Annotated in this window: 12 protein-coding genes; 1 reads left to right on the forward strand and 11 read right to left on the reverse strand. The window is 67.4% G+C overall.

Translation table 11 applies throughout. The annotated features are described in order from the left end of the window. Positions 1-148: 148 nt before the first annotated feature. The gene (locus ADK54_RS48325) at positions 149-274 is read left to right on the forward strand and encodes a hypothetical protein (protein WP_267887037.1); all 126 of its coding nucleotides are present in this window, start codon (positions 149-151) and stop codon (positions 272-274) included. A gap of 24 nt (positions 275-298) precedes the next feature. Here the strand turns inward: ADK54_RS48325 and ADK54_RS26000 are convergent, their stop codons facing one another. From ADK54_RS26000 to ADK54_RS26045, 11 genes are all read right to left on the reverse strand, one after another. Continuing rightward, a complete protein-coding gene (locus ADK54_RS26000; protein ID WP_053728145.1) occupies positions 299-1,231 on the reverse strand; it encodes an alpha/beta hydrolase in 933 nt (310 codons plus the stop codon). Between the two features lie 124 nt (positions 1,232-1,355). Continuing rightward, on the reverse strand, positions 1,356-2,102 hold the full coding sequence (locus ADK54_RS26005) for a DUF4097 family beta strand repeat-containing protein (RefSeq protein ID WP_063802054.1): 747 nt from the start codon (positions 2,100-2,102) through the stop codon (positions 1,356-1,358). Positions 2,103-2,410: 308 nt separating this feature from the next. Next, the gene (locus ADK54_RS26010; RefSeq protein ID WP_159047902.1) at positions 2,411-3,409 is read right to left on the reverse strand and encodes a hypothetical protein; all 999 of its coding nucleotides are present in this window, start codon (positions 3,407-3,409) and stop codon (positions 2,411-2,413) included. Further along, complete coding sequence (locus ADK54_RS26015; protein ID WP_234392205.1) at positions 3,409-5,712, reverse strand: hypothetical protein; 2,304 nt, start codon at positions 5,710-5,712, stop codon at positions 3,409-3,411. The genes ADK54_RS26010 and ADK54_RS26015 overlap by 1 nt, the downstream gene beginning before the upstream one ends. Positions 5,713-5,745: 33 nt before the next feature. Continuing rightward, complete coding sequence (locus ADK54_RS26020) at positions 5,746-6,174, reverse strand: hypothetical protein (protein WP_053728149.1); 429 nt, start codon at positions 6,172-6,174, stop codon at positions 5,746-5,748. Position 6,175: 1 nt separating this feature from the next. Next, on the reverse strand, positions 6,176-7,351 hold the full coding sequence (mycP, locus tag ADK54_RS26025; RefSeq protein WP_324610196.1) for a type VII secretion-associated serine protease mycosin: 1,176 nt from the start codon (positions 7,349-7,351) through the stop codon (positions 6,176-6,178). Positions 7,352-7,515: 164 nt separating this feature from the next. Beyond that, a complete protein-coding gene (locus tag ADK54_RS46230) occupies positions 7,516-9,054 on the reverse strand; it encodes a translation initiation factor IF-2 (protein ID WP_159047903.1) in 1,539 nt (512 codons plus the stop codon). Further along, positions 9,054-9,560: a hypothetical protein gene (locus ADK54_RS26030; protein WP_053728150.1), complete on the reverse strand. Its 507-nt coding sequence runs from the start codon at positions 9,558-9,560 to the stop codon at positions 9,054-9,056. Before ADK54_RS26030 ends, ADK54_RS46230 begins: the two co-directional genes overlap by 1 nt. Positions 9,561-9,849: 289 nt before the next feature. Further along, complete coding sequence (gene groL, locus ADK54_RS26035; protein WP_053728151.1) at positions 9,850-11,475, reverse strand: chaperonin GroEL; 1,626 nt, start codon at positions 11,473-11,475, stop codon at positions 9,850-9,852. A gap of 691 nt (positions 11,476-12,166) precedes the next feature. Further along, a complete protein-coding gene (locus ADK54_RS26040; protein ID WP_005315736.1) occupies positions 12,167-12,370 on the reverse strand; it encodes a cold-shock protein in 204 nt (67 codons plus the stop codon). A 433-nt stretch (positions 12,371-12,803) separates the two neighbouring features. Further along, the gene (locus ADK54_RS26045; RefSeq protein WP_053728152.1) at positions 12,804-13,079 is read right to left on the reverse strand and encodes a MoaD/ThiS family protein; all 276 of its coding nucleotides are present in this window, start codon (positions 13,077-13,079) and stop codon (positions 12,804-12,806) included. Positions 13,080-13,140 lie beyond the last annotated feature (61 nt).

Genomic DNA, 13,140 nt, shown 5'->3' on the forward strand with positions numbered 1-13,140 from the left:
CCGCCTCCCCCCTCCCCTCCGAAAAGGTCCGCGCCCACGCCACCGAAGCCCGCGCGGCAGCGCTCCGCCGCCCCGAGCGGACTCCCGCATGACCATGCAGCCCATTCGCGCACGTGGCGAAGCACGATGTAGGGGAGGAGGCGACGCCATGACCCCCAGCACCGCCGAGCACCCCCAGATGTCCGTCGAAGACTTCGAGGAGCTCGCTCGCCACGCTCGCGAGACGGTGAACATCACCCTGGAAACCGAAAGACTGAAGGACTACGCGCCCTAGAGGCCCAGACCGCCGACGCCACCGTCACGCCGAGGCCAGGAAGTCCCGCTCACGGCGCAGTTCCCGCTCGGTGATGGTCAGAGGGAACAGGGTGAAGCCGTGCATCGCGCCGGCGACAACACCCAGCTGCACCGGCGCGCCCGCCGCCTCCCACCGTGCGGCAAGGAACAGCGAGTCGTCCAGCAGCGGATCCTCGGTGCCGACGACGATCCGGGCGGGCGGCAGCCCTGCCAAGTCCGCGAACAGGGGCGAGACCTCCGCTCTGCGGCGCTGCTCCTCCCCCATCCCTGGCGTGAACAGCTCATAGCTGCCCCGAAGCGAGTCGGTATTGCTCAACAGCCTCCTCGGACCAAATGATCGCTGGCTCGGTGTCATTGACAGGTCGTAGGGGCCGAAGAGCAGATGCGCCGCCCGGAACGCGCCCGCTATGCCGTGCCGGTCGGGCAGGCGCAGCAGCGTCACGACGCTGAGGTGGGCACCGGCCGATTCACCTCCGATCAGCAGCCGCTCGGTACCGAACTCGGCCGCGGCGTGTTTCACCAGCCACCGGGCAGCGGCTTCGCAATCGTCGGGCCCGGCAGGGAACGGGTGCTCCGGTGCGAGGCGGTAGTCCACGCTCACCACGGCCAGCCGCGCCTCCTCGGCGAGCCGCCAGAGCCGCTCGTCCTGCCCGTCCGCAGACCCGAACGCCCACCCCCCTCCGTGGATGTGCAGATACACCCCATCGACCTGGTCCGGCACGAAGACCCGTACCTTCACTCCGCCCTCAATGACACGGTCTTGGCCGTGCGGCAGCCGTACCGGTGGCGCGTCGCCGCCGAGCCGGTTGCGCCGCAGGAGCGCCAGCGCGGCTGCACTCGGCGCCTGCCCACGAGCCGGGCGGCTCGCGGCCGCAGCCTCGAATTGCTCGTTGAACGCCAAGGTCTCGGGGAGGCAGTCCTCATCTGTGATCGTCATGCCGTCGACAGTCGCAGCCGTCCGCGACAGCCCCCTGTCACCGTTTCCGCGTGAACTGCATCACGCTCACTGGCCTGGGGCTCAAGTCCTGTGCTCCGTCGGCCACTTGGTGCCTACTTGGCGCCTACTTGGAGGACTTCACCGATATGTCGCCGTTGCTCGTGGTCAGGTTCAGGTGGTGGGCAGCGGACGCGGTATCGGGTATGCCGAGCTTCTTGTGGCCGTTCTGGGTCTGGGCCGCGACCTGGTACTGAGCGGACGGGGCGGTCAGCGTGATGCTGCCGTTGGTGGTCTGGGCCGAGACGTTCTGCACCGTGGCAGGGGTCAGCGAGATCGAGCCGTTGGACGCTCGGGCCGTAGTGGCCGTGCCCTTCAGGCCGTTGGCGTCGATCGAGCCATTGGTGGTGCGGATGTCGACCGGACCCGTCGCGTCGTGCACCTTCACTCCGCCGTCGGTCGTGGACACCTTCACCTCGCCGACCGACGACAGGCTCAGCGCGCCCGCTTCGGTCGAGCCCGTGACCGGGATGCCGGCGGGCACATCCACCGTGTAGTCCACCGAGCAGTGGCCGGAGCAACCCCCGAGCACCAGCACGCCGTTCTCGACCCGGTAAGTGGAGTCCTCCGGCTTGGACTTGCCCCGGTAGTTGACCTCCCGGTGCACGGCCACCTCGGCGAGACCCTTCTTGCCGCGTATGCGGAAGCCGTCCGAGTTACCGTCGATCCGTACTGCGGTGATCTTGTCCTTGACGGTCGCGTCGTCCTTGAACGTCTTGTCGTCCAGCGGCCCGCACGCGCCCAGCGCGCCGACCGCAAGGGCGGTGAGGCTCACGGCCGCGATGGTGCGGATCCGCAGTCGTGTGGTGCTCATGGAACTCCCCCGATTGTGCGTCATGTGGCGTCATGTGCGTCTGCGTAATGGGCGTCGTGTACTTGCCGGTTGGGCCGATCACCGCCCCCGTCCGATCACAAATTCTGCCCGCCCCGCAGGCCCCGCACCATGGAGCCAGCACTACCTTTGACCTTCGTATTCTCCGTACCTCCAGGGTTCGGGACAGCGCAGAGCGGGCTCGGAACGGGCTCGGAGAAACGCCGAGGGCGGCACCGCCTGCCTTGGCCGCCGAGCCGGACACCGCGCGCGCAGGCCTAGGCAGCAGGTCGTGAATTGCGCCCCTACTTTCAGGTTGAACGCAACTGATTGGGACTGCTGCAGCCGTGTCGCTTCGCTGACCGCGCGGCGAAGGAAGGGAGTGCCTGGCGCTCGGAGGCACCGACTGAGGCATGGGGGACGAGGGGTTCCAGCGTGAACAGCGCTGTGCCGGTGGGACACAAGGCGGTCGTCCAGGACTTGCCTTCGTTGGTGCCTGACGTGCCGACGTAGTCGTCGGGGCTGCGGTAAGGGTTGCGGCGGGGTGCGTTCGTGTACGGACCGTAGTAGGCGGCCAGGCGGAATGTCGGGACGCCCACGGCGTCGGCCAAGAGACATTGCTCGATCGGCGCCGCGGCGTCGGCCGCTGATTCGTACGAGGGCGCGTTGATGCCCTGGCACGTGCCCGACTCTCCGGCCTTCTTCAGGTCCTTGAACGCGTCGGCCGAGGCGCTCTGCACCTTCGAGGCGTCGGGCTGTGCACACCCCTGATCCTTCGCCGCAGCGTTGAGGGCTCGGGTGACCAGGACGGCCATTCCGTCGCGTCCTTCCTGCACACTGCGGGTCGAGGGGGCCCGGGTGGCGGTCAGACTCAGTACCAAGTCGTCGTCCGCCCCTTTCCCGCAAGGGAGGAAGGCGGTGGCGTAAAGACCCGTGTCGCTGCCGACCGAGACCAGGGCCGGCCAGCCGCGGCCCACCGGGACAAGCATTCCGCTGGGGTCCTGGGCGAGGATCTCGTCGGTATCCAGTCTGACCGACTCGGCGTCCTGGCCACGCTGTACGGAGATCGCCAGGGATGCCTTGGTGGCTCCGGGGTCGTAGGCCCGGCATCCCGCTTCTCCGAGGCGCCTGCCCGTGACACGGTCCGCTCCCAGCACCTTCTGCACCTCGGCGGCATCGACCATTCCCCGGCACCCATCGTCGAGCGCCCTCGCGTCACGCCAGCCGTCGTAGGTGCCGGTGGCGTAGACGATGCCGCCACCCGCTATCAGAACGGTCGCCACCGAAGCCGCAATGACGGACTTCCTCATCAGGACAGCCCCCGGTTCAGATCGGCGAGGGCTTGGTCGCGGGCCGAGCCGTAGTGCAAGTTCATGTAGTCCTGCAAGTAATTCGCCGTGGCGTCCGTCTTGTAGTTCATGCCATGGCTCGTCTCCCAGTGTTGGACCAGTTCGAGCGCACCCTGCGACATGGCTCCCATCTTCTTGGCCACGCCATTGTTGGCGACCTGATCTGCTTCCGCCTTCACGTCTTTGGACCATTCATAGGTGGCGCCGTCCACTGCCCGCTGTGCCACGTCTCCGACGACGGGGATGATCGTCAGGGGTGCGCCGATCGCGTGGTAGGAGTACCTGGCTACGTCGTCGATCCACGCCTTGCGTGCGTCGCGGTCGTCGAGGATGACGTCGGCACCGATGGCATTGAAGACGCCGGCTCCCATGCCCACGTCGGCAACGCGGTTCTCCCAGTCCTTGCTGTTGCTGTACGTCGCTTCGGCCCCGGCCAGCGTTTGGGCGGACTGGGCGCGTTCGGCGTCGTAGAGATGGGCGAAATTCTGCGGGTTGTCGGAGACCCCCCGCAGCACGCGGGTCAGGGAGCCCTGGGCGACGTTGAGGTGGCCGCCATCGGCGTCCTGGAAGACGGAGCCTCCTTTTTCGTAGCTGTAACTGGGGTCGTGCGTCAGGGTGTTGTGGGTGTCCGGGGCGTAGTCCACCAGGGCTCGGGCGATCGGGTCGCGCAGGTTGGCGGGGATGCTGTCGCCCGTTGAGTCCTGGTCGAGGACGTTCACTGTCTGCTGCATGATGCGTGCTTCGGCATCGCTGTGTTTTCCGTCGCTCTGCTGGGATGTGTCGCCGGCGGCGTGGCCGGTGGTTCCGGCCTCGATCGCGGCGCCGAGCCCCACGCGGTTATCGCCGTCGGCGGCATCGGGAGCGTTCATTTCCCGCTCACCCTGCCACTCAGTGGTGTTGACGACGTTCCAGTCTCGCTCGTGGAGCAGGTAGTGGAGACGGTCGTTGGTGCCACCGGCGTGCGGGTCGAGATAGCCGGTGGACGCCTCCGCATCACGGCCCATGACGCCCAGCACACCGTCAACCGGGTCGTTGGCGAACCAGCCGTCGTTCTTGCCGCTGAAGCCGCCGCCGTAGAGGTCCCAGACGTCCGGGTGGTCCTTTTCCGTGGCGATCATGTCATCGGTGACGTCGGAGAGGAACTGCGGGGAGTAGCCGTGCCCCTGCTGCATCAGCGTGGCCAGGCTCTGGTAACCGCGTACCTGCTGACCGTGCCCCTTGGCGATCGTGTTGACTCTGTCTCCGGCTGCCTTGAGGTCGTACCCGTCAGCGCCGTGCTCCCGCAGGTCGTTGCGCCACTTGATATAGAACTGGGCATCGTCGGTCTTCAGCCAGCCGTTGAAAGCGTCGTAGTACCCCTGTGACCCGAAGATCAGGTGCTTGCCGTTCATGTCCTTGAAGTCCGGGACATGGGTGGCGGTCGCCAGCGAGTCGGATATGCCTCCGTTGATCTGCAGGTAGGCGTCCTTGTTCTTCGTGTCGTTGAAGTACGCCAGATCGTCGATCTTGTTGGTGAGCTTGAAGGCCTTGTCCGCGCCGAGGGAGTCGAGGAAGGTCTGGCTGAAGGCCTTGTCGCCGGAGTTGTCGCGCATCAGGCGCTGCCACTCCTCCAGGTCGTCGCCTTCGAGTTTGTCACCGGCCAGGACCCGGTCCGCGTACGTTTTGGCCTCGCGGGCCTCGTACACCTCGATGTCGCCGACCGCGCCCCCGTTGAAGGTGTGGCCAAACCCCAGAGCCCCGTCCGCCATCCGCTGGAAGATGTCTTTGATGCCCGCGGCTTCATGAAGGGCCAGGCTGACGCCCTGGTCGGCGTCGTCGACCGCCCTGACCGCATCCTTGATGCTCTGCGTCCAGGTCTCCGCGGCCGCCTTCCCCTTCTTGACGGTCTCGTCGTAATCCGTCCTGTAGGGGCTCAACTTGCCAGGGTCGTAGACCGCCTCGCCCTGGCTGTTGACGTGCATCCCGTTCTTCTGCGCCTGCTCGACGAGATCCCGCACGTGGCTGATCCGCTGGGCGAACTGCCCATGGGCGTCCCGCAGAATAGAGGCGATCGCGCGCGCTTCCACCTGGGCATCGGCGAACTGCTTCCGCGTCGCGGCAAATTGCGCCGCAGCCGCGTCGGCGCTTTCGCCGACCCAGCCCCCGTCCTTCGCGACGCGTTCCACCTGGGCTTCGTACAGGCCCTCCGGGCTGCTGAACTCGTCAGCCATGTCGTCCCAGCCCTGGGCCAGATCCGTCAGCGCACCTATCCGGGCGGTGACCACATCCTGATATGTGAGCATGCTCGTCCCCGTCTCCTAGACCTCGTGCCGAGGGGCATGCTCGGTGCGTATCTGCGCGACCTGGCTCCTCACTCCGTGGTCGATGTCCTTGAAGTCCTGCTTGGTCTGCTCCAGCGCCGCCTGATCAGATGCCAGGCGGCCCTTCAAGTTCTCGACCTGCAGCCCCCATTCGTGCTGCGCGTCTCCGAGCGCCGAACCGAATGACCAGCCCGAGAACGCCCGGGCCACCGACACCGAGCCCTCTTCGGTATGACGGCCGGCCTTGTCCGTCCCGTGCCGTATGTCCCCCCGTAACGCCTTGACCGCGGCCGCTTTCCCCGAGCCGTTCGTCCTCAGATCGTCCGCGCCGCCACTTGCGCCACCGCCCGCACCGTCCAGCCGCATCTGATTCTGACGCCGCGCCACCGCGTCGGTTTTTAACTGCTCCCACTCATCCCATGCCATCTCAGAAACTCCTCGTACGATCGCCGCCTTCATGTCCCGGCCACTCCAACCCCTGACTCTGTGCGGCTACTTGAGTCCTGGCGGCCGCCGCTCGGCGGTTACGGGCGCGAAGGAACCAGAGGCCGAGGAGCGTGCCGGTGAGCGCCAAGGCGCCAATTCCCAGGGGCAGTACGTATGTTGATGCCTTGCTTTCGCTGGCTTCTGCCGCCGGGGGCGCCTCGTGCCCGGCGGGGTTCTCGGTGGAGCTCCCCTTGGGCTTCGATGCGGGGGGAGCAGCTGGCGGGGTGAGGTCGGGCAGCGGGTACACGTCGGCGGGGCCGGGATCACCGGGGTTTTCCAGGGCGACGCGGGGGCGGACGATCCCGTAGCCGATCGAATCGTTGCGCTTGGCGCCGTCTGTGGGGCCGCCGACTGTGTTGAGCATGACTCGCAGGACCTGGTTGTTGGTCCAGTTCGGGTGCTTGGACCAGATCAGGGCGGCGGAGGCGGAGGCTAGGGCGGTGGCGTCGCTTGTGCCGTGTGATGTGCACAGGCCGGTCTCGCTCATGCAGGCGTGCACCATGTCGTCGCCAGGTGCGGCCAGGTCCACCTGGGGACCGTATTCGGACTCAGCGGTCTTGCGAAGGTCCTTGCCCACCGCCGATACGCCGACCACGCCCGGTGTAGCGGCCGGGTACTCGACCTCATTGCCGACATTGCCGCTGTTACCCACGGCGGCGAAGACCAACGCACCCTTGTCCAAGGCGTACTTCACTGCTGCGGTCAGCTGCGGTGAACCTTCGCTTCTCCCCAGGGAGAGATTGATGACTTTCGCGTTCTGGTCGGCTGCGTAGCGGATCGCCTGGGGAGCAATCGTATGGAACCGCTTGTCGCCTTCGGCCTGATTGGCGGCAGTCCCCGCCTTCGGCATGCGAATCGGGAGAATCTTTGTGCCTGGGGCCAGGCCGAAAGCACCCCTTCCGCCGTGGGACGCCCCCGTTCCCGCAATGAGCCCGGCCATGCTGGTGCCGTGTCCGTCATAGTCGGTGTGTTCGTCACCCGGCTGATCTTGTGCGAAGTCCTTGCCCGGCAGGACCTGCCCGCGCAGATCGGCATTGCTCGGGTCAACGCCGGTGTCGATCACAGCGACAGTGATGCCTTTGCCCGTGCTGGTCCGCCACATCTCCTCGGCCTTCATGGCGTCGAGGAACCACTCGTCCTCGCGCGGTGAATTCGCCAAGGCCGGCGCAGCAGCAGCTCCCACTAGCAACACGCCGCACAACGCCGATACCGCCGCGGATCCGCGCCTGCGTCGAACATTGCTCCTTGGCATGGGTTTCCCTCGCGCCTTTCCTGAACGCACTAGTCGATGACCGGCGGCACGGCGCGCCCGGCGCCCTGCTGCCACGTCGCTTCGTCTTCAATGAGGTAGCCGGCGGCCCCGTCACGCCGGGGGCGCGCCTTTTCGGAGTCCCGGGGTGTCTTGCCACCACGGGCAGCGCCCGGAGTCGCACCAACCGGTCTCCCGCCCGAGATGCCTCCTCGCTCCACTCCGGCACCTGCCGATGCAGAAGAGGGGCCGCGCACTCGCCCCGCCTGCTGCGCGCTGCCGCCGCTCACCCCGCCGCTCGCAGACGGGAAACGGCGGCCGGAAGCCGTTCCCGGCCTACCAGACGCCGTTCCGGGTTGGCCAAATGCCGCTCCCGGCCGACCAGCCACCTGCCCGGCGGGACTGGCTCCCGTGACGGGCCCCGCTGCGCCATGGCCCGCCGCTTCGCCAGCCCCCACGACGGTTCCCTTGGGGATGCCGCCACCCGATCGACCCACGGGTGCGGGCATGGGACGACCGCCGGTGATGCCGGGGCTGCTGTCCGGCATGCGAATGGGGCTGCGCCCAGACGCATTCTGTCCAGGTCGCGGCAGAGGATCTTCCCCGGCCGTAGACCGCCCCGGGCCCGTCGGACCTGGAGGCACGCTCAGCCCTCCGCCGAGAGCCGACGGTGGCATGCGTACTGCCGACAAGTCGCCGCTGTTGGTCGGAGCCGGACTCAGCACGCTTCCGGCAGGGCTCGGTGTCGGTGCTGTATGCGGCAACGTCGGCACCGAGTCGATGTCCAGCTTCGTGGGCTGCGGGGCGTCCCCCAATGCGGGATGCCCTGGCGAGGGGTTGCTCGAATGGGGCGTCGGGCCGGAGCTGCCGTAAGCGGAAGCCTGGGTTTTCGCCGGGCGCCCCGGGGCGGCGCGGCCAGTTGAAGAGGCATCCCCAGCCGCATCGCTGGAGTTCGGCCTGCCTCTACCGGTGCTCTTCGAATCGTAGTTTTCCGGCGCAATCGCCTGCGGCGGCGGAGGAAACTTAGGCCGCTCCAACCCATTCATCTGCGTCGCAGACTGCTGGTACGCCTGCCCCAGCTTCCGCATCTGTGCGACGGCCTCCTGTCGCACCTTCTCCTTGTCCGCCGCCAGTGCCGCCAGCTCGCCCGCCGACTTCCTGCTTATTGCCGCCGCGTCCGGGTCGTTGTGCGCCTTCTGGGCCGCGTCCAGGTTTCCTTGTGCGCCCGCCTGGTCGCGGGGGATGGCCACCTGGGCCGAGGCGATCGCGTCGGAGGCGTGGCCCAGCCATGTCGACGAGCCCTCGCTGAAGTCGCCCAGTCTCAGCGTGGCGTTGGCCAGGTCCGCGCTCCAGGTGCGGAACGCGTCCGCGCCCGCGCCCTTCCACTCCACCCACTGCGGGCGGACCTTCAGGTCGTCCGCGATCTTCCGGATCTCCTTGGCCGCCGCCGCCAGCCGGTCGGCGGCCCCCTGCACGGTGCCGCTGTTCGCCTGGTCCAGCCAGGCCAGCATGGCTTCGTGGCTCATGCCCTCGAACGGCGTGCTGCCACCGGCGTTCCCCTTGCCGCCCATCAGATCGTCCCTCCGGCGTCGCCGCCCGAGGGCGACTGGCCCGACTTGTCCGGCTGGCTCGGCTGGTTCGGCTGGTTCGGCTGGTTCGCGCCGCTTTCCGGATGCGTCTCCGGCTTTGCATGTCCGGGGTCGTAATCGCCGCCGTAGTGCTTCTTCGTCTCCACGGCGATCGCCGCCATGCGCTGGCGGATCTCCGCGTCGATGTTCTGGTAGCCCTTGTGTGAAGCCAGTACCGCGATGCCCATGCCTTCAATGGAGTCCGACAGCAACTTGGACAGGCTCTCCAGCTCGGCGATCACCGTCTCGTACGAGGTGAACAGACCCGAGGCTTCGGCGAACGCGCCGCCCCCGCCCCCGAACTGGTCGCGGGCGAGCCGCTCTTGGCCCACCTCGCCCGGTCCGGCCGGAGAGCCCTTGAGGTTCCGGATCAGCTCATCCACGCGCTGCTGGAACTTCGTGAACGACGTCAGCTCGGTGACCACGTCCCCCGCGGCCGCCTGCGCCACGCCGAGCGCGTTGAACGGCCAAGACGGCGACTCCGACGCCGCCCCACCCCCGTTTGGTGGCAAAACACCCTCCCCGTACAGCACTGTTCTCACCTGCAACGCAACTCTAACTATCGGTAGTTGCGGTTCCCAGGCGTCCCCTCGCAAAGAGCGGCGGAAACAGGCCAATGTGGGGTGTGGATCGACATAACCGCTCGCTCGCGGTCTGGTTCGGAAAACGCCCGAGGGCGGCACCCCCGTGATGGGGATGCCGCCCTCGGCGTACAGCCAGGAGCTACCGAGCCGGGGCTCAGAAGTCCATGTCACCGCCCGGCATGCCGCCCGGAGCGCCGCCGGCGGCGGCCTTCTCCGGCTTGTCGGCGATGACGGCCTCGGTGGTCAGGAACAGCGCGGCGATGGAGGCGGCGTTCTGCAGGGCAGAGCGCGTCACCTTCGCCGGGTCGATGATGCCTTCGGCGATCATGTCGACGTACTCGCCCGTGGCGGCGTTCAGACCGTGGCCGACGGCCAGGTTGCGCACCTTCTCCACGACGACGCCGCCTTCGAGACCACCGTTGACGGCGATCTGCTTCAGCGGGGCCTCAAGGGCGAGCTTCACGGCGTTGGCGCCGGTCGCCTCGTCACCTTCGAGCTCAAGCTTCTCGAACACCGCGGAGGCCTGGAGCAGGGCCACGCCACCACCGGCGACGATGCCCTCCTCGACGGCCGCCTTCGCGTTGCGAACGGCGTCCTCGATGCGGTGCTTGCGCTCCTTGAGCTCGACCTCGGTCGCGGCACCGGCCTTGATGACCGCAACACCGCCGGCGAGCTTCGCCAGGCGCTCCTGCAGCTTCTCGCGGTCGTAGTCGCTGTCCGAGTTCTCGATCTCTGCGCGGATCTGGTTGACGCGGCCCTGAACCTGGTCGCTGTCACCGGAGCCGTCGACGATCGTCGTCTCGTCCTTGGTGATGACGACCTTGCGGGCGCGGCCGAGCAGGTCGAGACCGGCGTTCTCCAGCTTGAGGCCGACCTCCTCGGAGATGACCGTGCCGCCCGTGAGGATGGCGATGTCACCGAGCATGGCCTTGCGGCGGTCACCGAAGCCCGGGGCCTTGACGGCGACGGACTTGAAGGTGCCACGGATCTTGTTGACGACCAGGGTCGACAGGGCCTCGCCCTCGACGTCCTCGGCGATGATCAGCAGCGGCTTGCCGGACTGCATGACCTTCTCAAGGAGCGGCAGCAGGTCCTTGACCGAGCTGATCTTCGAGTTGACGATCAGGATGTACGGGTCGTCGAGCGACGCCTCCATACGCTCCATGTCGGTGGCGAAGTACGCCGAGATGTAGCCCTTGTCGAAGCGCATGCCCTCGGTGAGCTCAAGCTCAAGACCGAAGGTCTGCGACTCCTCGACGGTGATGACGCCTTCCTTGCCGACCTTGTCCATGGCCTCGGCGATGAGCTCGCCGATCTGGGTGTCGGCGGCGGAGATGGAGGCCGTAGAAGCGATCTGCTCCTTGGTCTCGACATCCTTGGCCTGCTCAAGGAGGGCGGCGGAGACGGCCTCGACGGCCTTCTCGATGCCGCGCTTCAGGGCCATCGGGTTGGCGCCGGCGGCCACGTTGCGCAGACCCTCGCGCACCAGGGCCTGGGCCAGGACGGTCGCGGTGGTCGTACCGTCACCGGCGACGTCGTCCGTCTTCTTGGCGACTTCCTTGACCAGCTCGGCGCCGATCTTCTCGTACGGGTCCTCGAGCTCGATCTCCTTGGCGATGGAAACACCATCGTTGGTGATCGTGGGGGCGCCCCACTTCTTCTCGAGGACGACGTTGCGGCCCTTGGGGCCGAGGGTGACCTTGACGGCGTCGGCGAGCTGGTTCATCCCGCGCTCGAGACCGCGCCGTGCCTCCTCGTCGAACGCGATGATCTTGGCCATGTGAAGTGGTCCTCCCGGACAGGGGTGGCGTTCTTCGTGGATCGCGCCGGCGCCCGCGACGGACGGCCTGCAGCCCTTGTGGTTCCTTGCCCCACGCGGTCTGCGGGCCTCACTGACCCGATCCAAGTTCTGTCACTCTCACTGGGAGAGTGCTAAGCCCAATGATTAGCACTCGGCACCTGCGAGTGCAAGCGAGTCTCTTGAACCGGACCCCTCCACTTACCGGCGCTGTCCGGTCCCCCGGCGCCGGCGGGGGCTCCGCCCCCACACCCCGGCTCCTGCGGAGGGCCGTCCGTTTCGCCCGCGGGTCGCGCGTGGCTGGTCGCGCCGTTCCCCGCGCCCCTAAACCCGCTTTCGGCCTCGCGTCGCGCGTGGTTGCTCGCGCAGTTCCTCGCGCCCCTTAACCCCTTCGACGTGCGGGTCGTGCGTGGTTGCTCGCGCCGTTCCCCGCGCCCCTGGCAGCGCCGGGTGCAGGCATCCCCAGCCCGTCATGGGGTCCCCCCTGGCCCTTAAGCCCTTGGGGGAGTTTGAGGACGAGCGCCCTTCAGGCGCGAACGGGGTCTGGGGCGGAGCCCCAGGTCACGACCACCGGGCAGCAACCACGAGGGGGACGCAGGAACGCGTGAAGGGAGCCACCCTTTTGGGCAGCCCCCTTCACGCGTGAGTGCGTCGGTGGCCGATCGCGCCGAGATCAGACGGCGAGCTTGACCATGTCCGCCTGCGGACCCTTCTGGCCCTGCGAGATCTCGAACTCGACTCGCTGACCTTCTTCAAGGGTGCGGTAACCGTCCATCTGGATCGCGCTGTAGTGGACGAAAACATCCGCACCACCGTCGACCGCGATGAAGCCGTACCCCTTCTCCGCGTTGAACCACTTGACGGTGCCCTGAGCCATGCCTAACTCCCCTATTACTGGCCCTTGCACGGGACCACACTTCGCGGACCCGGGTCAGACCTCCACCCTCCGACAGGAGAGGGTGTGCGCCGGAACGCGTCGACCGCGGCTGAATGTATCTGCCCAACTGCCCTCTGCAACAGGTCAATCGGACGAGAATTCCGGGCACACTCGGAGAGCGGAATGCCGTGAATTCAACATTCCGGGGCAAGTCGGGCCGGGCAAAGCGCACTTAAGGCACAAAGGACACACACACTTTGACCTCATGTTGTCGCGTTCTCATATGCACTTGGCATTCGAAGCGAAGGGGCTTCCCCAACTGTACCCCGCTCAACCATGTTGAATTGCCCCCTCCGCTTCTCGTGCGGAGAGGGCAACTCTGGGTTCAACTCTGGGTACGGATGAAGTTAAACGCGCGGTTGAAGACGGCGGATCAGCCGCCCGCGACCGCCGGGATGATCGAGACGCCGGCGCCCTCGGGCGTGGCCGTCTGGAGGCCCTGCTCGAAGCGCACGTCGTCGTCGTTGACGTACACGTTGACGAAGCGGCGCAGCTTGCCCTGGTCGTCCAGGACGCGCGCGGCGATGCCGGCGTGGTTCTTCTCCAGGTCGGCGATGACCTCGGCGAGGGTGGCTCCCTCGGCGGCGACCTCGGCCCGGCCACCGGTGTAGGTGCGGAGAATCGTGGGGATGCGGACGTTCACGCTCATGGTTCGGTGCTCCTAGTCGTTCAGCAGTGGCTCAGTGGGCCGGGGCCCGCCTCGTGGCTCA

Origin of the sequence: Streptomyces sp. WM6378 (assembly GCF_001279695.1) — a bacterium.
GTDB lineage: Bacteria > Actinomycetota > Actinomycetes > Streptomycetales > Streptomycetaceae > Streptomyces.